A 24,725-nucleotide genomic window follows, 5' to 3' on the forward strand; every position below is an offset into this window, starting at 1 on the left:
GTACCCTCAATGCCATGTCGCTCTACGCCGCGTACGCCGGTAACCTCGACGCCCGGCTGATGTCCCGCCGCGCGCCGCACTCGCCCCTCCGGGAGACCGGCTGGATCAGCGGCTGGCGGCTGACCTTCGGCGGGGAGCACATGGGCTGGGAGGGCGCGCTCGCCACGGTCGTGGAAGCCCCGCGGTCCGAGGTGTTCGTGGCCCTCTACGACATCGCCCCCATGGACGAGGACTCCCTGGACCGCTGGGAAGGCGTCGGCCTGGACATCTACCGCCGCATGCGGGTCCGCGTGCACACCCTGGAGGGCGATCAGCCCGCCTGGCTCTACGTGCTGAACGGCTACGAGGGCGGTCTTCCGTCCGCCCGCTACCTGGGCGAGATCGCGGAGGCCGCCGAATCCGCGGGTGCCCCGCACGACTACATCACGGAGCTGCGCAAGCGCCCCTGCTGAGGCCCTGCACACCGGCCGTCCTCCGGCCACCGACGAGCCGTGCTGCCTCCTCCCGGCCCGTTCCGGACCGCTGGGCGAGACGGTCTACGCGCGTAGGCGAAAACCGGTTAGGCTCGCCCCCGTGAACGCTTCTGAGATTGTGGATCTGGCCGATGCCGCCGCCGCCCGGGTGCGGGAGCTGACCGGCGCGGCGACTCACGACGTCGCGCTCGTGATGGGCTCGGGGTGGGCACCCGCCGCCGACGCCCTCGGGGAGCGCCCGGACCACGAGTTCCCCGTCACCGAGCTTCCCGGCTTCCCGCCGCCCGCCGTCGCGGGGCATGTCGGCAACGTCCGCTCCTACCGCGTCGGCGACAAGCGCGCGCTGGTCTTCCTGGGCCGCACCCACTTCTACGAGAACCGTGACGTCAACGCTGTCGCGCACGGGGTGCGGACCGCCGTCGCCGCGGGCTGCAAGACCCTCGTCCTCACCAACGGCTGCGGCGGCCTGCGCGAGGGAATGCGCCCGGGGCAGCCGGTGCTGATCAGCGACCACATCAACCTGACGGCGGCCTCGCCCGTCCTGGGCGCCAACTTCATCGACCTCACCGATCTCTACTCCCCCCGGCTGCGCGCCCTGTGCAAGGAGATCGACCCCAGCCTGGAGGAGGGGGTTTACGTCCAGGTCCCGGGGCCGCACTACGAGACTCCGGCCGAGATCACCATGGTCCGGGCCATCGGCGGGGACCTGGTCGGCATGTCCACCGTGCTGGAGGCCATCGCGGCCCGGGAGGCCGGCGCCGAGGTGCTCGGGCTGTCCTTGGTGACGAACCTGGCCGCGGGCATCACCGGAGAGCCGCTGAACCACGAAGAAGTGCTCCGGGCGGGCCGGGACTCAGCCGTCCGGATGGGGGCCCTGCTCTCCCAGCTCCTGAGGCGCGTCTGATGGCGGCCGGGGAGCTGTACGCACGGGCCCGCGCCTGGCTGGCCGACGACCCCGACCCCGCCACCCGTGCAGAGCTGCGGGCACTGATCGAGGCGGGCGACACCTCCGTTCTGGCCGAACGCTTCGCCGGCACCCTGCGCTTCGGCACCGCCGGGCTGCGCGGTGAGCTCGGCGCGGGGCCGATGCGGATGAACCGCGCCGTCGTGATCCGGGCAGCCGCCGGGCTGGCCGCCCACCTGCGCCGCCACGAGCCCGGCGACGGAGCGCCCGGGCTCGTGGTCATCGGCTGGGACGCCCGGTACCGCAGCGCCGACTTCGCCCGCGACACCGCGGCCGTCGTGACCGGCGCCGGGCTGCGCGCCGCACTGCTGCCGCGCCCGCTCCCGACCCCCGTGCTGGCCTTCGCCGTCCGGGAGCTCGGTGCGGTCGCGGGAGTCATGGTCACCGCGAGCCACAATCCCCCGCAGGACAACGGGTACAAGGTCTACCTCGGGGACGGCACCCAGATCGTGCCGCCGGACGACGCCCTGATCGCCGCCGAGATCGACGCGGTCGGCCCCGTCACCGGTGTTCCCCGCGCGGAGAGCGGGTGGGAGGTACTGGGGGAGGAGATCGTCACCGCCTACCTCGCGCGCACCGACGCGCCCCTCACCCCGGGCTCCCCACGCACCACCACCACCGTCTACACACCGCTGCACGGCGTCGGCCGGCCCGTTCTCCTGGACGCCTTCGCCCGCGCCGGCTTCCCTCCCCCCGCCGACGTGCCGCAGCAGGCCGAACCCGACCCGGTTTTCCCCACCGTCGCGTTCCCGAACCCGGAGGAGCCCGGGGCGATGGACCTGGCGTTCGCCACCGCCCGGACGGTGCGGCCCGACCTGGTCCTGGCCCACGACCCCGACGCGGACCGCTGCGCCGTCGCCGTCCCCGCGCCGGACCGGCCCGAGGGCTGGCGGATGCTGCGCGGGGACGAGGTCGGGGCGCTGCTGGCCGCGCACCTCGCGGCCAAGGGCGTGCGCGGCACCTTCGCGGCCTCGATCGTCTCCTCCTCGCTGGTCGGCCGGATCGCCGCGGCGGCCGGGCTGCCCTACGAGGAGACCCTCACCGGCTTCAAGTGGCTGGCCCGCGTCGACGGTCTGGCCTTCGGCTACGAGGAGGCTCTGGGGTACTGCGTGGACCCCGCCGGCGTCCGCGACAAGGACGGCGTCACCGCCGCCCTGCTGGTGGCGGAGCTGGCGGCCGGGCTGGCCGAGCAGGGGCGCACACTCACCGACCTGCTGGACGACCTGGCACTGACCCACGGGCTGCACGCCACGGACCAGCTGTCGGTGCGGGTGGCGGACCTGTCCCTGATCGCGACCGCGATGCGGACCCTGCGCACGGCCCCGCCCCGCGAGCTCGCGGGCCTGCCGATCACCTCGGCCGAGGACCTGAGCGAGGGCACCGCCCTGCTGCCTCCGACGGACGGACTGCGCTACACCCTGGCGGGCGGTGCCACCGGGCCCGGGGGCACCGCGGCCCGGGTGATCGTGCGCCCGAGCGGCACCGAGCCGAAGCTCAAGTGCTACCTCGAAGTGGTGCGGCCGGTCGCCGGCCGGGCGGACCTCCCGGCGGCGAGGGAAGCGGCGGCCCGGATCCTCGGCGGGCTGAAGAAGGACCTGGCTGCCGCCGCCGGCATCTGAGCACTCCCGGCCTGCCGCCGGGCCCCGGCCACAACGCGGCGGGACGCGGCGGCGGTCGGGCGGCCAGGCGGTCGGGCGGTCAGGCGGTCAGCCAGAGGAGGAACAGCGCCACCGCCCCGAGCGCGGCCGGGGCCAGGATCTCGTAGGCCCACCTGATCGTCACGGGTCCCTGCGCGGCCTCCTCGTCACGGTGCCGCGCGGACAGCTCCCGCAGCTCGTGCACGGCCGCGTCGGAGGGGGCCGTGCGCTCGTGCGCGTCCTCCGGAGCTGCTCCGCCCATCCCGAACGGGCCACTGCGCGGTGACTCCCCGCCCGCGATCCGCCGGTTGTGCCGGTTGACCTTGTTGCGGGCGCGCAACGAGACGGGGATGGCCCACAGCTGGTATTTCCTGCCGTCCGCCACCAGCTCGCAGGAATACCCGGCCCGGATGCTCTCCACCGTGGCCCAGGGAGCCTCGATGGTCCGGAACGGGTTCCGCACCCGCATCCGCCCGCCCCCCGCGAAGACCGCGGGACGAACGGAGAACGCCACGATGAGGGGCACCGCGAAGAGCAGCGCGGCCACGGCGACGAGCGGCGTGCGCCCCTCACCGCGCAGCATCGCGTCGCCGCCCAGCCAGGCCGCGATCCCGAGGATCAGCACCCCTCCCGCCACGGCGGAGCCGGATCGGTAACTGCGGTCGGCGAACTCCTGCGGGTCACTGGTCATGGCCTGATTGTGCCGGACCGCTCCCGGCCCCGGTGCGGGCGGGGCCACGGTGGGGATGACAAGTGGCTACGCGCGTAGATATGCTCCCCTGGTGACCATGCCACCCTCTGCCTCCGCGCTGCCGGACGTGACCGCCTCCCCCGCGGCGCTGCGCCGCTTCCTGCACGGTCTGCCCGGGGTCGACGCGGTGGGGCTCGAAGCCCGCGCGGCGGTCCTCGGTACCCGTTCGGTCAAGACCACGGCCAAGCGGTACGCGATCGACCTGGCCCTGTCGATGATCGACCTGACGACCCTGGAGGGTGCCGACACCCCGGGCAAGGTCCGGGCGCTGTGCGCCAAGGGCAGGGCCCCGGACCCCGGCGACCGGGACGTTCCGCAGGTCGCCGCGATCTGCGTCTATCCGGACATGGTGTCCACCGCCAAGGAGGCCCTGACGGGCAGCGGCATCGCCGTCGCCTCGGTCGCCACCGCCTTCCCGTCGGGCCGGTCCTCCCGCCAGGTGAAGCTGACGGACACCCGGGACGCGGTCGCCGCCGGCGCGGACGAGATCGACATGGTGATCGACCGCGGGGCGTTCCTCTGCGGGCGCTACGCGGACGTCTTCGAGGAGATCCGCGCCGTGCGGGAGGCATGTGCCCGCCCCGACGGTTCCTCGGCCCACCTGAAGGTGATCTTCGAGAACGGCGAGCTGGCCACCTACGACAACATCCGCCGGGCCTCCTGGCTGGCGATGCTGGCCGGCGCCGACTTCATCAAGACCTCCACCGGCAAGGTCGCGGTGAACGCCACGCTCCCGAACACCCTGCTGATGCTGGAGGCGGTGCGGGACTTCCGGGCGGCCACCGGCCGGCAGGTCGGGGTCAAGCCCGCGGGCGGCATCCGTACCTCCAAGGACGCCATCAAGTACCTCGTCATGGTCAACGAGACACTCGGGGACGACTGGCTGAGCCCCACGTGGTTCCGGTTCGGCGCCTCCAGCCTGCTCAACGACCTGCTGATGCAGCGCCAGAAGCTGAGCAGCGGGCGCTACTCCGGACCCGACTACGTAACGGTGGACTGACCTGATGACATTCGAGTACGCCCCGGCGCCGGAGTCCCGGGCCGTCGTCGATCTTGCCCCCAGCTACGGCCTGTTCATCGACGGCGAGTTCACCGAGGGGGCGGCCGGGGAGCTCCGCAAGACCGTCTCCCCGGCCACCGAGGAGGTGCTGGCCGAGTACACGCAGGCCGACGCCACCGACGTCGACCGGGCGGTGCGGGCCGCCCGCACGGCGTTCCCCGGCTGGGCGGCACTGCCCGGCGCGGAGCGCGCCAAGTACCTCTTCCGGATCGCCCGGATCATCCAGGAGCGCGCACGCGAACTGGCCGTCCTGGAATCGCTGGACAACGGCAAGCCCATCCGGGAGTCGCGCGACGCCGACCTGCCGCTGGTCGCCGCGCACTTCTTCTACTACGCGGGCTGGGCGGACAAGCTCGGCCACGCCGGCTTCGGACCGGCACCGAAGCCGCTGGGGGTGGCGGGCCAGGTCATCCCGTGGAACTTCCCGCTGATGATGCTGGCGTGGAAGATCGCGCCGGCGCTGGCCACCGGCAACACCGTGGTGCTGAAGCCCGCGGAGACGACCCCGCTGAGCGCGCTGTTCTTCGCCGACATCTGCCACCGGGCCGGGCTGCCGCGCGGCGTCGTGAACATTGTCACCGGGGACGGCACGACCGGTGCCGAGCTGGTGGCGCACCCCGGCGTGGACAAGGTGGCGTTCACCGGCTCCACGGGCGTCGGCAAGGCCATCGCCCGCAGCGTCGCCGGAACGGACAAGCGACTCACCCTGGAGCTGGGCGGCAAGGCGGCGAACATCGTCTTCGACGACGCCCCCGTGGACCAGGCCGTCGAGGGCATCGTCAACGGCATCTTCTTCAACCAGGGGCACGTCTGCTGCGCGGGCTCCCGGCTGCTGGTGCAGGAGTCGGTGCAGGACGAGGTGATCGACGCGCTCAAGCGCCGGATGCGGTCCCTGCGGGTCGGCGACCCGCTGGACAAGAACACCGATATCGGGGCGATCAACTCCGCCGAACAGCTGGCCCGGATCCGTGCCCTGGCCGACGAGGGCGACACGGAGGGCGCGCAGCGCTGGTCCCCGCCCTGCGAGCTGCCGTCCCAGGGCTACTGGTTCGCGCCGACCCTGTTCACCGGGGTCACCCAGGCACACCGGATCGCCCAGCAGGAGGTCTTCGGCCCGGTGCTGTCGGTGCTGACCTTCCGCACCCCGGACGAGGCCGTGGCCAAGGCCAACAACACGCCCTACGGGCTCTCGGCAGGCATCTGGACGGAGAAGGGGTCGCGCATCCTGTGGATGGCCGACCGGCTCCGGGCCGGAGTCGTCTGGGCGAACACGTTCAACAAGTTCGACCCGGCCTCGCCGTTCGGCGGCTACAAGGAGTCGGGCTTCGGCCGCGAGGGCGGCCGGCAGGGTCTGGAGGCGTACCTCGATGTCCGATAAGTCATCCACGTCCGGCGCGGCGCGCAAGAGCGGCAAGAACTCCGCCGGCGCGGCGGGCGGTGCACCGGACGCGGCGTCCGGGCGGGCCGGCGCCCGGCTCAATGTGCTCAAGACGTACAAGCTGTTCATCGGGGGCAAGTTCCCCCGGTCCGAGAGCGGGCGGGTGCACGAGGTGACCGACACGCAGGGGCGGTGGGCGGCCAACGCACCGCTGGCCTCGCGCAAGGACGCACGGGACGCGGTGGCCGCCGCCCGCAAGGCGTTCGGCGGCTGGTCGGGGGCGACCGCCTACAACCGCGGTCAGGTCCTCTACCGGGTCGCGGAGCTGCTGGAGGGCCGCCGCGAGCAGTTCCTCACCGAGGTCGCGGCCGCCGAAGGGCTGTCGCGGACGAAGGCGGCGGCCACCGTGGACGCGGCGATCGACCGGTGGGTCTGGTACGCGGGCTGGTCCGACAAGGTGAGCCAGATCGCCGGCTCGACCAACCCGGTCGCCGGCCCCTTCCTCAACCTCTCCAGCCCGGAGCCGACCGGCGTGGTGGCGCTGCTCGCCCCGCAGGACTCCTCGCTGCTCGGGCTGGTGTCGGTGCTTGCCCCTGCCCTGGTGACCGGCAACACCACGGTGGTGGTGACCTCCCAGCGCTCACCGCTTCCCGCGCTGACCCTGGCCGAGGTGCTGGCCACCTCCGATGTGCCCGGCGGAGTCGTCAACATCCTGTCCGGCCGGACGGACGAGCTGGGGAAGCCGCTCGCCGACCACAGCGACGTCAACGCCATCGACCTCACCGGAGCCGGCAGCGAACTCGCGAAGGAGCTGGAGACGGCCGCGGCGGAGAACCTCAAGCGGGTCCGGCGCCCCGCATCCGAGGACTGGACCGCCGACCCCGGCACCGGCCGGATGCTGGCCTTCCTGGAGCTCAAGACCGTCTGGCACCCCGTCGGCACCTGACGCCCCGTCCCCCGGTCCCGCCCGTCGCGCGCGCCCGGGCGGGCCCGGCGGTGTCCCTCCATCGGGCCGCGGAGCGGGATACGCAAGGATGGTGTCCCATGACCGACGCCTCCCCCGCCGCCCGGGTGATCCTGCTGACCGGGCCCTCCGGCTCCGGCAAGTCGTCCCTGGCCGCCCGCACCGGGCTGCCCGTACTGCACCTGGACGACTTCTACAAGGAGGCCGGGGACCCGACGCTGCCCCCGCTCCCGGACGGCAGCGGCGTCGACTGGGACGCCCCGGAGTCCTGGGACGCGGAGGCCGCGCTGGCAGTCGTACGGACGCTGTGCACGGAAGGGCGGGCGGTGACACCGCTCTACGACATCTCCGCCAGCGCCCGCACCGGGGAGCGGAAGCTCGACCTCGACGGGGGGCGGCTGTTCGTCGCGGAGGGAATTTTCGCCGCGGAGATCGCCGGACGCTGCACGGCGTCCGGGCTGATGGCCGACACCCTGTGCCTGCGGGGCCGCCCCCTCACGACCTTCCGCCGGAGACTGATCCGGGACGTGCGGGAGGCCCGGAAACCACTGCCCGTCCTGCTCCGGCGCGGCTGGACGCTGCTGCGCACCGAGCGCGCTCTGGTCGAACGGCATGTGGCTCTCGGGGCTCATCCGTGCGGCGGCGCGGAGGCCCTGCGCCGGATCGACGGCCTGCCGGCCTGACTTAGCGGTCGTGTGGCCTGCACAACGCGCAAGCCGTGGTGCGCGCCTCCCCCGCGGGCGCGCACCACGGCTTGCGGTATCCGGCCGCCCCCCCCACCGGCCGGATACCGCCCCCGTTCCCCCCGTTCCCCCGCCGGTCCCCGGTCCCCCTCCCCCGGGTCCCGCGCTCCTCCCCCGTCAGGCCACCAGCTCGCCGAAGGACTCCCCCCGGTCCCCGCCGAAACTGAGTACCCGGTCCTCACGCAGCCGGCGCAGAGTGCGCCAGATACTGCTCTTCACCGTGCCGACACTGATGTTCAGAGTGTCGGCTATCTCCGGGTCGGTACGACCCTCGTAGTAGCGGAGCACCAGCATGGTGCGCTGCTGCTCGGGCAGCCGGGCCAGTGCCTGCCACAGCACGGCCCGCAGCTCGGTGCCCCGCATCGTGTCCTGCTCGGCGGGCGCCTCGGGCAGGTCCTCCGTGGGGTACTCGCTGAGCTTCCGGCGCCGCCAGGCACTGATGTGCAGGTTCGTCATCGTGCGGCGGAGGTAACCGCCGACCGCGGCCTTGTCGGCTATCCGGTCCCAGGACCGGTAGGTGGACAGCAGCGCGCTCTGCAGCAGGTCCTCCGCCTCGTGCCGGTCGCCGGTCAGGTGGTAGGCGGTGGCGTACAGAGAGGCCCGGCGCTCCCGCACGTAGGCGGTGAACTCCGCCTCCGTGGCCCCCTCGCGCCGGGGTCCCCCGGCCTCTCTGTACGGTCCCCCCTTCGGGTCCACCGCGGTGAGCCGCGGCGGACGCGCACGCCCGGTGGCGCGATGGCCCCCACACCGGTTCACGGCACCGGACCTTTCCTCGCGCCGGACGGGAACCACGGAGGCGTGCGGGAGCGTCGTGCCGACTGCCGTGGTGCTGATGCTCTGCAGTGCGCTCATCCCGCTCCCCCTCATGGAGTCAGTCGTTCCTGTCCGACGGGCAACACACTGCACGGCCAGTTTCATGACCCGGTCCGCCGACTGTCACAGCGGTGTCACAGGGCCCCGGGCCCGGATCCGGCATCCTTCCCGGAACGCACTGGCGAAGCAGGCGGGCCCATGGGCCAGAATGACCCCGTGGCTTTCCTGTTGCTGATCGAGGACGACGAGGCAGTCCGCACGGCCCTGGAGATGGGACTGACCCGCCAGGGGCACCGTGTGGTCACCGCCGCGACCGGTGAGGACGGACTCAAGCTGCTGCGTGAGCAGCGGCCCGACCTCATCGTTCTGGACGTCATGCTGCCCGGCATCGACGGCTTCGAGGTGTGCCGCCGTATCCGGCGCACCGACCAGCTGCCGATCATCCTGCTCACCGCCCGCAGCGACGACATCGACGTGGTGGTGGGTCTGGAGTCGGGGGCCGACGACTACGTGGTCAAGCCCGTGCAGGGCCGCGTGCTGGACGCGCGGATCCGTGCGGTGATGCGGCGCGGTGAGCGGGAGTCCCACGACGCGGCCACATTCGGCTCGATCGTCATCGACCGGGCCGCGATGACCGTCACCCGGAACGGCGAGGACCTTCAGCTCACGCCGACCGAACTGCGGCTGCTGCTCGAGCTGAGCCGCCGCCCCGGGCAGGCGCTCTCCCGTCAGCAGCTGCTCCGGCTGGTGTGGGAGCACGACTACCTGGGGGACTCCCGGCTGGTGGACGCCTGTGTGCAGCGGTTGCGCGCGAAGGTCGAGGACGTGCCGTCCTCCCCGAAGCTGATCCGGACGGTCCGCGGGGTGGGCTACCGCCTGGACGCCCCCTCGTGACCGGTCGCTGCGGAACTGCCGCGGGCCGGAGCCGTCGGCCGGAAAGTCCGCGGTGAGCGGCGGAAGACGCCTGATCGGCCGGGTGCGGGGCGCGCTGCGCGTGACCAGCCTGCGGCTGCGGCTGGTCACCGTGTTCGCGCTGGTCGCGCTCACCGCCGCGGTCTCGGTCTCCGGGATCGCCTACTGGCTCAACCGGGACGCCGTCCTCACCCGGGCGCAGAACGCCGCCCTCGACGACTTCCACAAATCGCTGGGGGACAGCACCGGCGCCCTGCCCGCCGCACCGACCTGCGCCCTGCTGCGCGGCGCCGCGGGCGAGATGACCGGCAGCACCCAGAACTATCAGGTCGTGCTGGTCTCCGAGGACGGCGAGTGCACCGCGGAGTCCGACCCCGGTGTCTTCACCGCAGAAATGATCCCGCCCTCGCTGGTGGAAGCGGTGCACACCGTCCGCACGGGCGAGGACGACGCGGCGCCATACCACCTGTACTGGCAGCGGATCGTGCGGGACGACGACCCGTACCTGATCGGCGGCGCGCGGGTCATGGGGGACGGCGGCCCGACCGGGTACATGCTGGCGTCCCTCGCGCCGGAGCGGGACGACCTGCAGTCGCTTACCTGGTCCCTCGGCATCGCCACCGCACTGGCGCTCGTCGGCTCGGTGCTCCTGGCCCAGGCCGCCGCGAGCACGGTGCTGCGCCCGGTGCAGCGGCTCAGTGACGCGGCCCAGCGGCTGGGCGAGGGGAAGCTGAGCACCCGGCTCGAGGTGCAGGGTGCCGACGAACTCGCGGAGCTGTCACGGACGTTCAACCGCACGGCCGAGGCTCTGGAGGAACGGGTCGCGGATCTGCGGGCAAGGGAGGAGTCCAGCCGCCGGTTCGTCGCCGACATGTCGCACGAGCTCCGGACCCCGATGACCGCGATCACCGCGGTCACCGAGGTGCTGGAGGAGGAGGTCGACAATCTGGACCCGATGATAGCGCCGGCCGTGTCCCTCGTGGTCAGCGAGACCAGACGGCTGAACGACCTGGTGGAGAACCTGATGGAGGTCACCCGCTTCGACGCCGGAACCGCCCGGATGGTGCTCGACGATGTGGACGTCGCCGACCAGGTCACCGCCTGCATCGACGCGCGGGCCTGGCTGGACGCCGTGGAGCTGGACGCCGACCGGGGCATCATGGTCCGGCTCGACCCCCGGCGGCTCGACGTCATCCTGGCGAACCTCATCGGCAACGCCCTCAAACACGGCGGCTCACCGGTGCGGGTGTCGGTGCGTCAGGAGCGTGTCCCCGCGAGACCGGCGGCCGACGGCCCCGGGGCCCTGGTCATCGAGGTCGCCGACCGGGGGCCCGGCATTCCGGAGGAGGTCCTGCCGCACGTCTTCGACCGGTTCTACAAGGCGAGCGCTTCCCGGCCGCGTTCGGAGGGGAGTGGGCTCGGCCTCTCGATCGCGCTGGAGAACGCGCACCTGCACGGCGGTGAGATCAGTGCCCGGAACGCGCCGGAGGGGGGTGCGGTCTTCACCCTGAGACTGCCCCGGGACGGCGGAGCGGACGGGGACCGGGACCGGGACCGGGACCGGGCCGCGGGAACCGGCCCGGACACGGACCAGGACCAGGACCAGGACCAGGACGAGGGGAGGAACGGGTGAGTATGCGTATGACCGGCCGGCGGGGAGGACCGCGAAGCAGAGGCCGTTCCTCCGTCACGCCGGGCCGGCGCCGCCCGTCCCGGATATCCGGGGCCGCACGACGGGTGCTGCGGCGGACCGCCCGGCCGGCCGTGGCGGTGCTTCTCGTGGCGGCGAGCGCGGCGTGCGGGGTCCGGTCGGTGGAGGTGCCGGTCGACGCCGGGCCCGCGCCGTCCCGTGCCTCCTGCACCCCGCCGGCAGCCGAGGACGGCACCGAGGTGTACCTGGTGTGCGGCTCACGGGTGGAACCCGTGGCCCGCTCCATCGAACTGCCCGGTATGCAGAGCAGCGCCGCAGGTTCCGGGCAGGAGGAGCCCGAGGACACCCCGAGGGCGGAGCGGGAGGGCGCCCGGGACCGGGTCGCTCTCGCAGCAGCACTGCTCTCCGAGCTGCAGTCCGATCCGGAGCACGAGGAGCAGGCGGCCGGGTTCACCAGCACGGTGCCCGCCGACCTGCGGGTCAGCGGGCCGGCCGGGGACGATCCCGACCGGCTGCTGCGGCTGAGCAGCCGGCCGGATGATCTCCCGGCGTTCGCGCTCGTCCAGATCATCTGCACCTTCGCGCACACCCAGCCCGTCGGGGACGGCCATTCGGTGCTGCTCGCGGGACCGGCCGAGACCGCCGCCGACCAGGACGCGCGCGGCTACACCTGCGGAGCGACCCTGCGCAATCGACCCGACACCGCCCGCACAGCAGCCGAGTCCCCTTAGAAGGGCCCCGAGCTCCTGCGCGCTCCCGGTTCCGGAGAGCTCGTCCAGCGCACGGGCACCCACTGCGGGGAACCGCAACGGCAGCGGCAGGCGTCCTGAAGTCCGTGCACGGTCATGAGAAGACTTCCCGGGACGGATCCCGCGGCGGTGGGGTGGCACCGCGCGTGCGGCTGGCGGCCTTCGTCACCGTTACCGTCTATCTGGGATTCGTCGCCTGGCTGACCCTGCGTCCGGTGACCGCCGTGTGGGTGTCCCCTCCCAATGTCGAACTGTTCGCCACCATCCGGTCGGATCTCGCCCGCGGACCGGGAGAGGCCGCCCGCTCCCTCGGAGCCGGCCTCGCGCTGCTCGCGCCGCTCGGGGTGCTGCTGCCGGTGCTGGGCAAGCGCCTGGGCGGCTCCCGGTTCGCCTCCGCCGCCCGGACGGTCTTCGCCGGCGCGATGATCTCACTGGTCATCGAACTGCTGCAGTCCTCGGTACCGGGCCGGGTCGCGAACATCGACGCGCTTCTGCTCAGCACTCTCGGGGTCGGGCTGGTGCACCTGCTCGCCTATGCGCCGTTGCGGTCCCTGCTCCTGCGGCCGCGGCGGCCGTCCGTGCCCCGCCCGGTCCCCCGTCCGCAAGCCATCTCTCCGGGTCCGACCCCGAGAGCTTCCGGGGTGAGCCTCGCACCTCGGGCCGATGCGCGGGCCGGCAGACTTTCCGTACGGTGAGAGGACGGCCAGGCACACAGGTGCAGATCACGCCCGGCCGCCCTTGCCGCACCACGGCATCCGGCCGACGGCCGAGCCGACGACCTGAGGAGAGCCCCACGATGGCCACCTTGTCCCGTCCCCGTGAGGGCCGCTGGATCGGCGGAGTGTGCGCCGGTCTGGGCCGCCGCTTCGGCGTCTCGGCAGGCACCGTGCGAGTGATCGCCGTGGTGTCCTGCCTGCTGCCGGGCCCGCAGTTCCTGCTCTACCTGCTGTTGTGGTTCCTGCTGCCGAACGACGGGGAGCGCCGCGGCTGGTGAACCGCCACGCACCGGGCGTGCGGGAGGGCCGGGCGCCCGGGGACTCCGGGGCCCGGCCCTCCCGCCGCCGGTCTCCCGGCGGCCGTCCGCACACGGCGGACGGGCGGTCCGCGCCTTCGGGGAGGCCGGGCGGCGCGGAGCCGCCGTCAGACGGGCAGGCCACCCAGCAGGGGGGCGGCACCACGGGTCGCCCCGGCTTCCGCGGCGGGGGCCGCCGACGGGCCCGACTTCATGAGGCTCACCGTCGGCAGCCCGGCACCGCGCATCGCGTAACTGCCCGCGGCGAGGGCCTCGGTACTGCCGGCGGGCAGGGCATCCGCGGGCACGGACCGCAGCACGTCGGAGACGGGCTGCGTGACCGGGGCGGGAGCGGCGGAAGCGGTACCGGCGGCCACGACGGCGACTGCGGCACCGAGCGCGAGGGAACCGAGAGACTTCACGGTGGTCTGGTTCATCAGAAACGACGTCCTCAAGTGGGGGGTTCGTGCAGCGGCCCGCAGCGTAGCCGGGGGTGAAGACGACCGGCAAAGCGGAAGAAACTGGCGCATTACCCGTAACTCTTCGGACCGCCGACGGCGGGGCAGCCGCCCCGGCTGCCCCGCACCGCCTCCTTGCCGCAGGTCAGCCCGGCTCCGGAGCCTCCACCCGGAACAGCCATTCCGACCGCAGGGCGGCGTATCCGGGCTTGATGACTTCGTTGATCATCGTCAGACGTTCATCGAAAGGAATGAACGCGGACTTCATGGCATTGACGGTGAACCACTGGAGATCATCGAGACCGTAACCGAACGCGTCCACCAGATGGCCGAATTCGCGGCTCATGCTGGTCCCGCTCATGAGGCGGTTGTCCGTGTTCACCGTGACCCGGAACCGCAGCTCACGGAGCAGGCCGATGGGATGCTCCGCGTAGGAGACCGCGGCCCCCGTCTGGAGGTTGGAGCTGGGGCACATCTCCAGCGGCACGCGCTTGTCCCGGACGTACGCGGCCAGCCGGCCGAGCCGCACCCGGCCGTCCTCCGACACCTCGATGTCGTCGATGATCCGCACGCCGTGCCCCAGCCGGTCGGCACCGCACCACTGGAGGGCCTGCCAGATCGACGGCAGGCCGAACGCCTCACCGGCGTGGATGGTGAAGTGGTTGTTCTCCCGCTTCAGGTACTCGAAGGCGTCCAGATGCCGGGTGGGCGGATAGCCCGCCTCGGCGCCGGCGATGTCGAAGCCGGCCACCGACTCGTTCCGGTAGCGGTTGGCGAGCTCGGCGATCTCCAGGGCCCGGGCCGCATGCCGCATGGCGGTGAGCAGGGACACGACCCGGATCCGCCGGCCGTCCGCGGCGGCCCGCCGTTCACCCTCCCGGAACCCTTCGGTCACCGCCTCGACCACCTCTTCGAGAGTCAGCCCTGCCGTCAGGTGCTGCTCGGGGGCATAGCGGATCTCCGCGTACACCACGCCGTCGGCGGCCAGGTCCTGCACGCACTCGGCCGCGACCCGGACGAGCGCCTCCCGGGTCTGCATGACGGCGGTGGTGTGCGCGAAGGTCTCCAGGTAGCGCTCCAGGGAGCCGGAGTCCGCCGCTTCCCGGAACCAGCTGCCGAGCTTCTCCGGGTCGGTCTCCGGCAGCCGGCCGTACCCCTGCTGCCGGGCGAGATCGACGACGGTCTCCGGTCGCAGGCCACCGTCGAGGTGGTCGTGCAGCAGCACCTTGGGCGCGCGCAGGATCTGGTCCGGGGTGAGGGCGGGGGGCGTCGGACGCCGGCTCTGGCTCATGCCCCGACTGTAACGCCTACGCGCGTAGATCCGGGCGTGGGGCAGGCTGCGGGCACCCCGGTCGTGCGTGCCGGCCCATCGGTCACGCCCCGCGCTCAGCGCTCGTCGGCCAGCAGCCTTCCGCGGCGCCCCAGCAGGAACCGCTTGAATTCCGCCACCGGCCGGGGGTCGGGACGGCCCGCCATCCAGACCACACCGATCTCCCGGACGGCCCGGGGCGCGATGACCGTGAGCTCACGCACCCCCGGCCGCGGCACGGTGGGCGGGGGAAGCAGCGACACCCCCAGCCCGGCCGCGACCAGGCCGCGCAGCGACTCCGTCTCGTCGCCCTCGAACGCGACCTTCGGGGCGAAGCCGGCCCGCCGGCACAACTCCTCGGTCAGCCGCCGCATGCCGTAGCCCGGCTCCAGCGTGACGAACGCCTCGTCGGCGGCCTCCGCGAGCCGCACCCGCTTGCGGGCAGCCAGCCGGTGGTCCTGCGGTACGACGAGATACAGCCGCTGTTCGTCGAGCCGTCGGGCGACGAGGTCCGGGGCCTCGGGGATCGGCGAGATCAGACACAGGTCGAGCTCGCCCCGGCGCAGCCGCTCGACCATGTGTTCCCCGTAGCCCTGCACCAGGGAGAAGCGCACCCGGGGATGGTCCGCGCGGAACTCCCGGATCAGCCCGGGTACGGTTTCCGGACCCATGGTGCGCAGGAAGCCGAACGCGACCCGGCCCGCGGCCGGATCGGTGTCCGCCAGGACCGCTTCGGCGGCCCGCTCGACCTCACCGAGCGCCTGCTCCACCGACCGGGCGAAGGTACGGCCGGCCGGGGTCAGGGAGACCGCCCGGCCGTGCCGGGCGAGCAGCGCCACGCCGAGATCGGCCTCCAGCCGGGCCATGGCCCGGCTCAGCGTGGACTGCGGAACCCCCAGCTCCCGGGCGGCCCGGGTGATGTGCTCGTGCCGGGCGACGGCGGCGAACTGGGCGAGCCGCGGCGTCAGCAGCCCGGCCCAGGATCCCGGGTCCAGCTCCGGGGAGGCCGGGGAGGCCGCACCGGTAGGGCCTCCGGATGTGACAGAGATGTCTTTTGCGTTGTGTGCGGAGGACACCGCCCACCTGACCTTCCTTTATGCGCTGCTGGAACGATCTTTCCAGATTCATGCATTGGACGGATCAGACCGGCCCTCTTACGTTCGTTGCATGCCCTACGCAGCTACCGGGACCCCCCTCGCGCCGGGGACCCCCGCCCCGCCCGCACCCGCCGCTCCCCCCTCTCTCCGGAGCGGCACCCCGAGCTCGCCCCGGCCCCCGGTCCTGCGCATCAACCTCGCCCTGTTCGCCCTGGGCGTGGCCACCTTCGCCCTGCTGTTCTCCACCCAGGCCCTGCTGCCCGACCTCGCGGCGGCCTTCACCGTCCGCCCGGACCAGGCGAGCTGGACCATCTCCGCGGCCACCGTCGCACTGGCCGTGGCGGTGCTCCCGCTGAGTGTGCTGTCCGAGCGCTTCGGCCGGCGGCAGGTGATGACCGGCTCCCTCGCGGTGGCCGTCACGCTCGCCCTGCTGATTCCGTTCGCCCCCGGGCTGGGCACCCTGATCGCGCTGCGCGCCGCCCAGGGGGCGGCGCTGGCCGGCATCCCGGCCTCCGCGGTGGCGTACCTCTCCGAGGAGCTGGACAAGCGGGCCATGGTCGGCGCCGTGGGCCTGTTCATCGCGGGCAACAGCGTGGGCGGCATGAGCGGGCGGCTGCTGACCGGGTGGGTCGCCGAGGGCTGGGGCTGGCGAGCGGCGCTCGCAGCCGTCGCCGTCCTGTCGGTGGCCGGCGCGGTCGCGTACCGGCTGCTGCTGCCGCAGCCCAGAAACTTCGTACCCGGCACGCTCCGGCCCCGGGCGGCGCTGCGCTCGGTGGGCGGCCACCTGTCGAATCCGCTGCTGCGGCGGCTCTGCGTCATCGGACTGCTGCTGATGGCCGCCTTCAGCGCGGTGTACACAGCGATCGGCTTCCGGCTGGTGGAGGACCCCTTCAACCTCTCCGCCGGGCTGATCGGCTCCGTTTTCGTCATCTATCTGGTCGGCACCGGCTCCTCCTCGATGACGGGCCCACTGGTGGAACGCCTCGGCCGGCGCGGTGCCCTCCACCTCGGCATCGGCGCGGTCACCGGCGGGCTGCTGCTGAGCCTCGCCGACCATCTCGCCGTGATCCTGCTCGGACTGGTGCTCATCACCGCCGGCTTCTTCTTCGGTCACGCCGTCGCCTCCTCGGCGGTCGGGCGTGCCGCCACCACGGACCGGGCCCAGGCCTCCGCGCTGTACCAGGTCACGTACTACCTGGGCGCGAGCGTGGGCGGCACCCTGGGCGCCCTGGTCTACCACCGCGCGCAGTGGGAGGGCACCGTCGCTCTGGCGCTGAGCGCCCTCGCCACGGCCGCCGGGATCACCCTCTACGCCACCCGCAAAGCCTTCATCGAGCGGCGCCTCGGGTCCGTCTGAGGGTCGGACACCCGCCCGGGGCTCCTCAGATGCCGAGGACGATCTTGGCGGTGCTGAAGTAGATGATCAGACCGGTGGCGTCCACCAGGGTGGTGACCATCGGCGCGGAGACCACGGCCGGGTCGATCTTCAGCTTCTTGGCCAGCAGCGGCATCGTGCCACCGACCGTGGCCGCCCAGGCGCAGATCAGCACCAGCGTGACGGCGACCACCACAGCGATGTCCAGACCGACGAAGGCCGATCCGACCAGCAGCCCGACCAGCGCGAGCATGCAGCCGAGCAACAGCCCGGTCCGGCACTCCCGCCAGATCACCCGGAGCAGATCGGACGTCCGCACCTCGCCGACCGCCAGCGCACGCACCGCCGCGGTGGCCGCCTGGGCGCCCGCGTTGCCCCCGGTCCCGATGAGCAGCGGGATGAACAGCGCCAGTTGCGTCACCGTCTCCAGCTCGTCCTCGAAGGCCTGCGTGACACTGACGGTGAGGGTCGCGGCGACCAGCAGCAGCATCAGCCACAGCACCCGCGCGCGGGAGAGCTGGAAGACGCTGGCCGACATGTAGTGCCGCTCCAGCGGCTCGGCGCCGGACTGCCGGGCGACGTCCTCGGTGTCGGCCGCCTCGATGACCTCCACCGCGTCGTCGATGGTCAGCAGGCCGACCAGCCGGTCCTCGCTGTCGACGACGGGGAGGTTCAGGACGTTCGTCTCGCGCATCAGCCGCGCCGCGCCCTCGGCCGGGTCGGTGGCCCGCGCCCGCGGGGTCTCCGTTATGACCAGCTCGGCCACCATGATGTCGGGCTCGCTGAGCACCAGCTCCCGCAGCTCCACCACCCCGGTCAGCCGGCGTCCGGTGTCCACCACGGGGAGGGTGTAGATGGTCTCCGCCTGGGCTCCACGCAGCCGTACGACCTCCAGCGCCTGGGCAACCGTCAGATGCTGCTGCAGGGCGACGGTTTCCGGCGTCATGTAGCGCCCGACGGACCCCTCGGGGTAGCCCAGCAACGCGGCCGTCATCTGCCGCTCGTGGGCGCTCAGCCCGGCCAGCACCCGCTTGGCGACCTTGGCCGGCGCCTCCTTGAGCATCCTGGCGCGGTCGTCCGGGTCCATCCCTTCGACCAGCTCACGGAACGCCAGGTCGCGCAGTCCTTCGAGGATCTGCTGCTGGTCGACGGGATCGAGCTCCTCGAAGACCTCGATCGCCCGGTCCTTGTCGAGCAGGCGGAAGGAGACGACGGCGTTGACGGCGTCCATCCGCGCGATCTCGTCGGCGATGGAGTACGGGGGCTGGGTCTCCAGCCATTCCAGGGCGCCTGCGAGGTCGTGCTCCTCGAGCAGGCCGGGAAGGTGGGTCATGACGGAACTACCCCCACGAGCAGAGTCAGATCACGGACAGGGACATCTGCGCGCACGCGTGTCCCTCCGCCGGGCCGCCCTGGTCAGGTACGGCCCGCCCCGGGATCCTCCGCGCGGCGCCACAGATGACTGGGAGGCTCGCTGCGCATCGCAGCACCACCTCCCGCCGTGTCGTTCCGCCGAAACCGTTCTTCAGGCTACACGGCTCCAGGAAAGATCAGTTCAACGGATCCACTGCACAGGATGCCCGAGAAGTGACCTTCGTGCGACGTGCCCCGCCGGTCGCCGCCGGACCGGCGTCAGGAGACGCGGCCCAGCACCAGAGGAGCGACCGGGACCGCTTCGCCGGCCGGGCCGATCCGCACCGCGTCGCCCTCCAGCGCGGCCAGCGCACCGGCGAACCGCTCCGGGGTGTCGGTGTGCAGCGTCAGCAGTGGAGCACCTGCCGTGACCGGGTCACCGGGCTTGGCGTGCAGCTCGACCCCGGCCCCCGCCTGCACCGGGTCCTCCTTGCGGGCCCGGCCCGCGCCGAGCCGCCAGGCGGCGAGCCCGACCGCGTAGGCGTCCAGGTCGCTGAGCACCCCGGACGCCGGGGCCGGCACCACATGCCGCTCGCGGGCCACCGGGAGGGCCGCGTCCGGGTCGCCGCCCTGCGCGGTGATCATGCGCCGCCAGTGGTCCATGGCGGTACCGTCCGCCAGGGCCCGCTCGGGATCGGCGTCGCGCAGGCCGGCTGCGTCCAGCATCTCCCGGGCCAGCGCCAGAGTCAGCTCGACGACATCATCCGGCCCTCCCCCGGCCAGCACCTCCACGGATTCCCGGACTTCCAGGGCGTTGCCGGCCGTGCGGCCGAGCGGGGTGGACATGCCGGTGAGCAGTGCCACGGTCCGCACCCCGTGGTCGGCGCCCAGGCCCACCATGGTGGCTGCCAGCTCCCGGGCGTCCGTCAGGTTCTTCATGAAGGCGCCGGAGCCGACCTTGACGTCCAGCACCAGTGCCCCGGTGCCCTCGGCGATCTTCTTGCTCATGATGGAGCTGGCGATCAGCGGGATGGACTCCACGGTGCCGGTGACGTCCCGCAGGGCGTACAGCTTGCGGTCGGCCGGGGCCAGCCCGTCGCCGGCGGCGCAGATGACGGCTCCCGCGTCGTCGAGAACGGCCAGCATTTCCTCGCGCGAGAGCCGGGCCCGCCAGCCGGGGACGGACTCCAGCTTGTCGAGGGTGCCGCCGGTGTGACCCAGCCCGCGGCCGGAGAGCTGCGGCACGGCCGCGCCACAGGCCGCGACGAGCGGGGCGAGCGGCAGCGTGATCTTGTCGCCGACGCCGCCCGTCGAATGCTTGTCCGTCGTCGGGCGCCGCAGCGCGGAGAAGTCCATCCGCTCACCGGAGGCGATCATGGCTGCGGTCCAGCGGGCGATCTCGGCCCGGTCCATGCCGTTGAGCAGGATGGCCATGGCCAGTGCCGACATCTGCTCGTCGGCGACCTCACCCCGGGTGTAGGCGTCGATCACCCAGTCGATCTGCTCCGGCCCGAGCCGCCCCCGGTCGCGCTTGGTACGGATGACGGAGATGACGTCCATGGGTGTGGTCCTCAGTTCGGGTGCCGCGGGCCGCCGTGGGCCCCGAACGCCTGCGGAAGCAGCTCGGCCAGGGTGCGGATGCCTTCGGGGGTGTCGAGCAGCAGCTGTGGTCCTCCGTGCTCGAGGAGGAGCTGGCGGCAGCGGCCGCACGGGGTGATGGTCTCGCCCTGCCCGTCGCAGCAGGTGAAGTGGGTGAGCCGGCCGCCGCCGCCGGCGTGCAGCGCGGACACCAGGCCGCACTCCGCGCACAGCCCCAGCCCGTAGGAGGCGTTCTCCACGTTGCAGCCGGTGACCAGCCGCCCGTCGTCCACCCGGGCGGCGGCGCCCACCGGGTAACGCGAGTAGGGGGCGTACGCCCGCGACATGACCTCCCGGGCCGCCGTCCGCAGGGCCTCCCAGTCCGGTTCGGGGGCCGTCATGTTCCCTGCCCTCTCCGATACGGCTTCCCGATCGCTCTCGGCACCCGCAATCGCTGGGAGAACAGCGCGAGCACAACCAGCGTGGTGATGTACGGGCTGGCGGTGACGAGCTCCAGCGGCATCGTGTCGGTGGAGGCGTACCAGAGGTAGAGCAGGACCGCGAGCGAGCCGTTGATGACGGCCGCCGCCCGCTTGGCCCGGACGAACTGCCACACCGCGACCGCCGCCAGGGCGACGGCGAAGAGCAGCAGCATGGCGTGCACCGTCGGGCCGCCGCCGCGGATCTGCAGGGCGTCCATGAAGCCGAACAGCCCGGCGCCCAGTGCGACCCCGCCGGGCCGCCAGTTGCCGAAGATCATGGTGGCCAGGCCCAGGTAGCCGCGGCCGCCGGTCTGGCCGTCCTGGTACATCCGGATGAAGACGGCGAGGTAGGCCCCGCCGAGCCCGGCCAGGCCGCCCGAGATCGCCAGTGCCAGGTACTTGTAGAGGTAGACGTTGACGCCGAGCGACTCGGTGGCCGTCGGGTTCTCGCCGCAGGACCTCAGCCGCAGCCCGAAGGGCGTGCGCCACAGCACGAAGTAGGTGCCGACGAACAGCAGCACCGCCAGCAGCGTCAGCCAGGACACATTGGTCACCGCCGCACCGGCGATGCCCGCGGCGTCCGAGACCAGGAACCAGTCCTGGGCGGAGAGGGTGGCGAGCCAGTCGGACAGCAGGGGCACCGAGAAGTTGTCCATCGCGTCCATCCGCGGGGACTGCTTGTCGTTGCCGCCGGCCGCGGACGCCGGGCCCTCGGCGAACCACTGCTTGGCGAGGAACTGCACCACGCCGAGCGCCAGGATGTTGATGGCGACACCGGAGACGATGTGGTCCACCCCGAAGGTGACGGTGGCCACCGCGTGCACCAGCCCGCCGAGAACGCCGCCCACTATCCCGGCGACCACCGCAGCCCAGGGACCGTACTGCCAGCCGGCCCAGCCGGCGGCGAACAGCCCGAGCATCATCATGCCCTCGAGGCCGATGTTGATGACCCCGGCCCGCTCCGCCCAGAGGCCACCGAGGCCCGCGAGGCCGATCGGCACCGCGAGGCCCAGGGCGCTGGCCCACTGCCGGGTTTCGGTGAGGCTCCCGGTGTCGGTGATCATCCGGACCACGGACAGCAGCACCAGGCCTGCCGCGACCAGCAGCAGGATCGCCGGCAGACCGAGCTTCCGGCGGCCCTTGCCGTTCTTCCGCTCCTCGGGCCGCAGGCGCTGGGCGAGGGTGGTAAGAGTCGTGGTCACGAGGCCACCTCCGCGGTCTTGTTGCTGCGGGCGGCAGCGGCGAGCTGCGCTCCGACCATGTGCTGCTGGCGCCGCATGCCCCAGCGGCGCACCAGTTCGTAGGCGATCACCACGGAGAGCACGATGATGCCCTGCATGACACCCACGATCTCCTGGTTGTAGCCCTCGAAGTTCAGCCGGCCGCCGGTGCGCTCCAGGAAGCCCCAGAGCAGGGCGGCGAAGGCCATGCCCACCGCGTTGTTGCGGCCGAGCAGCGCGATGGCGATCCCCATGAAGCCGATGCCCGCGGGGAAGTTGTTGCCGAAGTTGCCCGAGTCGTTGAGCAGGGTCGGCATGCCGACGAGCCCGGCCACCGCTCCGGACAGCAGCATGGCGGTGATCACCGTGCGCTTGACGCTGACGCCGCTGGCCTGGGCCGCGGTGTCGGACTGCCCGACGGCCCGCAGGTCGTAGCCGAAGCGGGTGCGGTTGAGGAAGAACCAGTAGGCGATGCCGGCCGCGATCGCGAGCGTGATCGTGCCGTAGATCGTGCCGGCCTCCGTGGGTATCCGGAAGAACATGCCGGAGTCCGGGATGTGCGGCGTGTGCACGATGTTCTGGGTGCGCTCGGCGAGCCGGCCCTCGTGCAGGAAGTAGCCGATGAGGGCGCCGCCGATGGCGTTCAGCATGATCGTGGTGATCACCTCGCTGACCCCGCGGCTGGCTTTCAGGTAGCCCGCGATGCCCGCCCACAGCGCGCCGACCACCATGCCGGTCAGCAGGATCAGCGGTATCTGCACCAGACCGGTCAGGGTCATGGCGCCGCCCACCACCGCGGCGAAGAACGCGGCGACCTGGTACTGCCCGTCCACACCGATGTTGAAGAGGTTCATCCGGAAGCCGATGGCGACGGCAACCGCGGACAGGTAGTAGGGGATCGCCTTGTTGATGATCCAGACCTGGCTGTCGCTCTTGATGCCGTAGTCGAACATCACCGCGAAGGCGTGGAACGGGTTCTGCCCGGTCGTCAGCATGACGAGCGAGATGATCACGAAGGAGGTCGCGAGGGCCAGCGCCGGAGCGGCGAGCCCCAGGACCAGCTTCTCCTTGTCGAGCTTCACGCGGCGTCACCCTTCTGCCCGCCGGTCGCACCGGTCATCGCGGTACCCAACTCCTCCGGTGTGACGGTGGCGGGATCGGCGTCGGTGACGAGCCGGCCCCGGTACATGACGCGCAGGCTGTCGGAGAGTCCGATCAGTTCGTCCAGGTCCGCCGAGATCAGCAGCACCGCGAGCCCTTCCCGGCGGGCGTGGCGGATCTGGTCCCAGATCTGGGCCTGGGCGCCGACATCCACCCCTCGGGTGGGGTGGGCGGCGACCAGCACCTTGGGGTGGTGGCTCATCTCCCGGCCGACGATCAGTTTCTGCTGGTTGCCGCCGGACAGGCTGGCGGCGGTGACGTCGATCCCGGGGGTCCGGACGTCGTACTCGCTGACTATCCGCTCGGTGTCCCGGCGGGCGTCCTTCGCGGTCAGCCACGGCCCGCGGCTGTTGGGCCGCTGCGTGATGTGGCCGAGCATGCGGTTCTCCCACAGCGGTGCGGTCAGCAGCAGCCCGTGCCGGTGCCGGTCCTCCGGGATGTACCCGATGCCGCTCTCCCGGCGCCGGCGGGTGGGGGCCCGGGAAATGTCGGTGCCGTCCAGCTCGATCCGGCCTTCGTCCGGCGTCCGCATCCCCATGATCGCTTCGACCAGCTCGGACTGGCCGTTGCCCTCGACCCCGGCGATGCCCAGCACCTCGCCCTTGTGGATCGTGAAGTCGATGTCGGCCAGCACCTCGCGGACGACCCCCTCGGCGTCCGTACCGGACAGGCAGAGCCCGGCGACCGTCAGCAGTGGGACGTCCGTGACCGTGGACTCGCGGGTCTCGGGCACCGGCAGCTCGCTGCCGACCATGAGCTCGGCGAGCTGCCTGGGCGTGGTGTTCCCCGGGACCACCGAGGCCACCGTCGTGCCCCGCCGGATGACGGTGATCTCGTCCGCGACGGACAGCACCTCGCCCAGCTTGTGCGAGATGAAGAGGACGGTCAGCCCTTCGGCCTTCAGCTCCCGCAGGTTCGCGAAGAGCGCGTCCACCTCGTGCGGCACCAGCACGGCCGTCGGCTCGTCCAGGATGAGCGTGTGCGCCCCCCGGTAGAGGACCTTGAGGATCTCCACCCGCTGCCGGTCGGCGACGCCGATCTCCTCGACCAGCACGTCCGGCCGCGCGTTCAGGCCGTACGCGTCGGAGATCCGCATGATCTCCCGGCGGGCCGCTGCCCCGATGCCGTGGAGCTTCTCCGCGCCCAGGACGATGTTCTCCTGGACCGTGAGGTTGTCGGCCAGCATGAAGTGCTGATGCACCATGCCGATGCCGCGGGCGATGGCATCGGCGGGCGAACCGAAGACCACGGAGTCGCCGTCCACCGTGATCGTCCCCTCGTCCGGCTTCTGCATGCCGTAGAGGATCTTCATCAGGGTGGACTTGCCGGCGCCGTTCTCACCGATGAGTGCGTGCACGGTGCCGCGGCGCACGGTGATGTCGATGTCGTGGTTCGCCACGACGCCGGGGAAACGCTTGGTGATGCCGCGCAGCTCGACGGCCGGCAGGCCGCCGTCCGCGGGGCTTTCTGGGGCTGCGATGACGCACTCTCCTCGGGGCATAAGGAGCACGGCCGATGGGGACAGCTGACGGTATCGCGCAGGGACCGTACTACGCGCGTAGCGTTCTGCTGCCGGGCCCGGTGA

General features: G+C 72.3%; 24 protein-coding genes. 13 read left to right on the forward strand and 11 right to left on the reverse strand.

The features are described from left to right. Positions 1 to 14 precede the first annotated feature (14 nt). From PJ985_RS05580 to PJ985_RS05590, 3 genes are all read left to right on the forward strand, one after another. Positions 15 to 452, forward strand: a complete 438-nt coding sequence (locus PJ985_RS05580) for a gamma-glutamylcyclotransferase (protein ID WP_271682403.1) — start codon at positions 15 to 17, stop codon at positions 450 to 452. Positions 453 to 573: 121 nt separating this feature from the next. After that, entirely contained in the window at positions 574 to 1,377 is an 804-nt protein-coding gene (locus PJ985_RS05585; protein WP_271682404.1) for a purine-nucleoside phosphorylase, read from the forward strand. Further along, the gene (locus PJ985_RS05590; RefSeq protein WP_271682405.1) at positions 1,377 to 3,056 is read left to right on the forward strand and encodes a phospho-sugar mutase; all 1,680 of its coding nucleotides are present in this window, start codon (positions 1,377 to 1,379) and stop codon (positions 3,054 to 3,056) included. The genes PJ985_RS05585 and PJ985_RS05590 overlap by 1 nt, the downstream gene beginning before the upstream one ends. Positions 3,057 to 3,135: 79 nt before the next feature. Here PJ985_RS05590 and PJ985_RS05595 read toward each other — a convergent pair whose 3' ends face one another. After that, complete coding sequence (locus PJ985_RS05595; RefSeq protein ID WP_271682406.1) at positions 3,136 to 3,765, reverse strand: PH domain-containing protein; 630 nt, start codon at positions 3,763 to 3,765, stop codon at positions 3,136 to 3,138. A gap of 97 nt (positions 3,766 to 3,862) precedes the next feature. On the opposite strand from PJ985_RS05595, the gene deoC reads away from it, so the two are divergent. The 4 genes from deoC (at position 3,863) to PJ985_RS05615 (ending at position 7,910) form a co-directional block, all read left to right on the forward strand. Continuing rightward, positions 3,863 to 4,825 carry a deoxyribose-phosphate aldolase gene (gene deoC, locus PJ985_RS05600; RefSeq protein WP_271682539.1) on the forward strand — a complete coding sequence of 321 codons (963 nt, stop codon included), beginning with the start codon at positions 3,863 to 3,865 and terminating at the stop codon, positions 4,823 to 4,825. A 4-nt stretch (positions 4,826 to 4,829) separates the two neighbouring features. Further along, complete coding sequence (locus tag PJ985_RS05605) at positions 4,830 to 6,263, forward strand: aldehyde dehydrogenase family protein (protein ID WP_271682407.1); 1,434 nt, start codon at positions 4,830 to 4,832, stop codon at positions 6,261 to 6,263. Further along, positions 6,253 to 7,209 (forward strand): aldehyde dehydrogenase family protein, encoded by a 957-nt coding sequence (locus tag PJ985_RS05610; RefSeq protein ID WP_271682408.1) that lies wholly within the window; start codon positions 6,253 to 6,255, stop codon positions 7,207 to 7,209. Before PJ985_RS05605 ends, PJ985_RS05610 begins: the two co-directional genes overlap by 11 nt. 98 nt (positions 7,210 to 7,307) lie before the next feature. Beyond that, the gene (locus PJ985_RS05615) at positions 7,308 to 7,910 is read left to right on the forward strand and encodes a uridine kinase family protein (protein ID WP_271682409.1); all 603 of its coding nucleotides are present in this window, start codon (positions 7,308 to 7,310) and stop codon (positions 7,908 to 7,910) included. 177 nt (positions 7,911 to 8,087) lie between these two features. Here PJ985_RS05615 and PJ985_RS05620 read toward each other — a convergent pair whose 3' ends face one another. Next, positions 8,088 to 8,822, reverse strand: a complete 735-nt coding sequence (locus PJ985_RS05620) for a SigE family RNA polymerase sigma factor (protein ID WP_271682410.1) — start codon at positions 8,820 to 8,822, stop codon at positions 8,088 to 8,090. Positions 8,823 to 8,999: 177 nt separating this feature from the next. Between PJ985_RS05620 and PJ985_RS05625 the strand changes: the two genes are divergently transcribed. From PJ985_RS05625 to PJ985_RS05645, 5 genes are all read left to right on the forward strand, one after another. Next, positions 9,000 to 9,677, forward strand: a complete 678-nt coding sequence (locus PJ985_RS05625) for a response regulator transcription factor (protein WP_271682411.1) — start codon at positions 9,000 to 9,002, stop codon at positions 9,675 to 9,677. 52 nt (positions 9,678 to 9,729) lie between these two features. Next, entirely contained in the window at positions 9,730 to 11,328 is a 1,599-nt protein-coding gene (locus tag PJ985_RS05630) for a sensor histidine kinase (protein WP_271682412.1), read from the forward strand. A 146-nt stretch (positions 11,329 to 11,474) separates the two neighbouring features. After that, on the forward strand, positions 11,475 to 12,077 hold the full coding sequence (locus PJ985_RS05635) for a hypothetical protein (RefSeq protein ID WP_271682413.1): 603 nt from the start codon (positions 11,475 to 11,477) through the stop codon (positions 12,075 to 12,077). Between the two features lie 152 nt (positions 12,078 to 12,229). Beyond that, positions 12,230 to 12,790: a VanZ family protein gene (locus PJ985_RS05640; RefSeq protein ID WP_271682414.1), complete on the forward strand. Its 561-nt coding sequence runs from the start codon at positions 12,230 to 12,232 to the stop codon at positions 12,788 to 12,790. A gap of 101 nt (positions 12,791 to 12,891) precedes the next feature. After that, positions 12,892 to 13,089 carry a PspC domain-containing protein gene (locus PJ985_RS05645; RefSeq protein ID WP_271682415.1) on the forward strand — a complete coding sequence of 66 codons (198 nt, stop codon included), beginning with the start codon at positions 12,892 to 12,894 and terminating at the stop codon, positions 13,087 to 13,089. A gap of 146 nt (positions 13,090 to 13,235) precedes the next feature. On the opposite strand, the gene PJ985_RS05650 is transcribed toward PJ985_RS05645, so the two are convergent. From PJ985_RS05650 to PJ985_RS05660, 3 genes are all read right to left on the reverse strand, one after another. Continuing rightward, positions 13,236 to 13,544 carry an ATP-binding protein gene (locus tag PJ985_RS05650; protein ID WP_271682416.1) on the reverse strand — a complete coding sequence of 103 codons (309 nt, stop codon included), beginning with the start codon at positions 13,542 to 13,544 and terminating at the stop codon, positions 13,236 to 13,238. Positions 13,545 to 13,710: 166 nt separating this feature from the next. Beyond that, a complete protein-coding gene (locus tag PJ985_RS05655) occupies positions 13,711 to 14,856 on the reverse strand; it encodes an adenosine deaminase (RefSeq protein WP_271682417.1) in 1,146 nt (381 codons plus the stop codon). A gap of 95 nt (positions 14,857 to 14,951) precedes the next feature. Further along, positions 14,952 to 15,923: a LysR family transcriptional regulator gene (locus PJ985_RS05660; protein WP_443033423.1), complete on the reverse strand. Its 972-nt coding sequence runs from the start codon at positions 15,921 to 15,923 to the stop codon at positions 14,952 to 14,954. 118 nt (positions 15,924 to 16,041) lie between these two features. Here PJ985_RS05660 and PJ985_RS05665 point away from each other — a divergent pair, with 118 nt between their 5' ends. Then, the gene (locus PJ985_RS05665; RefSeq protein WP_271682419.1) at positions 16,042 to 17,328 is read left to right on the forward strand and encodes an MFS transporter; all 1,287 of its coding nucleotides are present in this window, start codon (positions 16,042 to 16,044) and stop codon (positions 17,326 to 17,328) included. A gap of 25 nt (positions 17,329 to 17,353) precedes the next feature. On the opposite strand, the gene mgtE is transcribed toward PJ985_RS05665, so the two are convergent. From mgtE to PJ985_RS05695, 6 genes are all read right to left on the reverse strand, one after another. Then, a complete protein-coding gene (gene mgtE, locus PJ985_RS05670; protein ID WP_271682420.1) occupies positions 17,354 to 18,679 on the reverse strand; it encodes a magnesium transporter in 1,326 nt (441 codons plus the stop codon). A 299-nt stretch (positions 18,680 to 18,978) separates the two neighbouring features. Further along, on the reverse strand, positions 18,979 to 20,259 hold the full coding sequence (locus tag PJ985_RS05675) for a thymidine phosphorylase (protein ID WP_271682421.1): 1,281 nt from the start codon (positions 20,257 to 20,259) through the stop codon (positions 18,979 to 18,981). Between the two features lie 11 nt (positions 20,260 to 20,270). Then, on the reverse strand, positions 20,271 to 20,678 hold the full coding sequence (locus PJ985_RS05680; RefSeq protein WP_271682422.1) for a cytidine deaminase: 408 nt from the start codon (positions 20,676 to 20,678) through the stop codon (positions 20,271 to 20,273). Then, the gene (locus tag PJ985_RS05685) at positions 20,675 to 21,961 is read right to left on the reverse strand and encodes an ABC transporter permease (RefSeq protein ID WP_443033414.1); all 1,287 of its coding nucleotides are present in this window, start codon (positions 21,959 to 21,961) and stop codon (positions 20,675 to 20,677) included. Before PJ985_RS05685 ends, PJ985_RS05680 begins: the two co-directional genes overlap by 4 nt. After that, positions 21,958 to 23,061 (reverse strand): ABC transporter permease, encoded by a 1,104-nt coding sequence (locus PJ985_RS05690; protein WP_271682423.1) that lies wholly within the window; start codon positions 23,059 to 23,061, stop codon positions 21,958 to 21,960. The genes PJ985_RS05685 and PJ985_RS05690 overlap by 4 nt, the downstream gene beginning before the upstream one ends. After that, positions 23,058 to 24,641 (reverse strand): ABC transporter ATP-binding protein, encoded by a 1,584-nt coding sequence (locus PJ985_RS05695; RefSeq protein WP_271682424.1) that lies wholly within the window; start codon positions 24,639 to 24,641, stop codon positions 23,058 to 23,060. Before PJ985_RS05695 ends, PJ985_RS05690 begins: the two co-directional genes overlap by 4 nt. Positions 24,642 to 24,725 lie beyond the last annotated feature (84 nt).

The sequence above is a fragment of the Streptomyces sp. ACA25 genome (assembly GCF_028200735.1).
Taxonomy (GTDB): Bacteria; Actinomycetota; Actinomycetes; order Streptomycetales; family Streptomycetaceae; genus Streptomyces.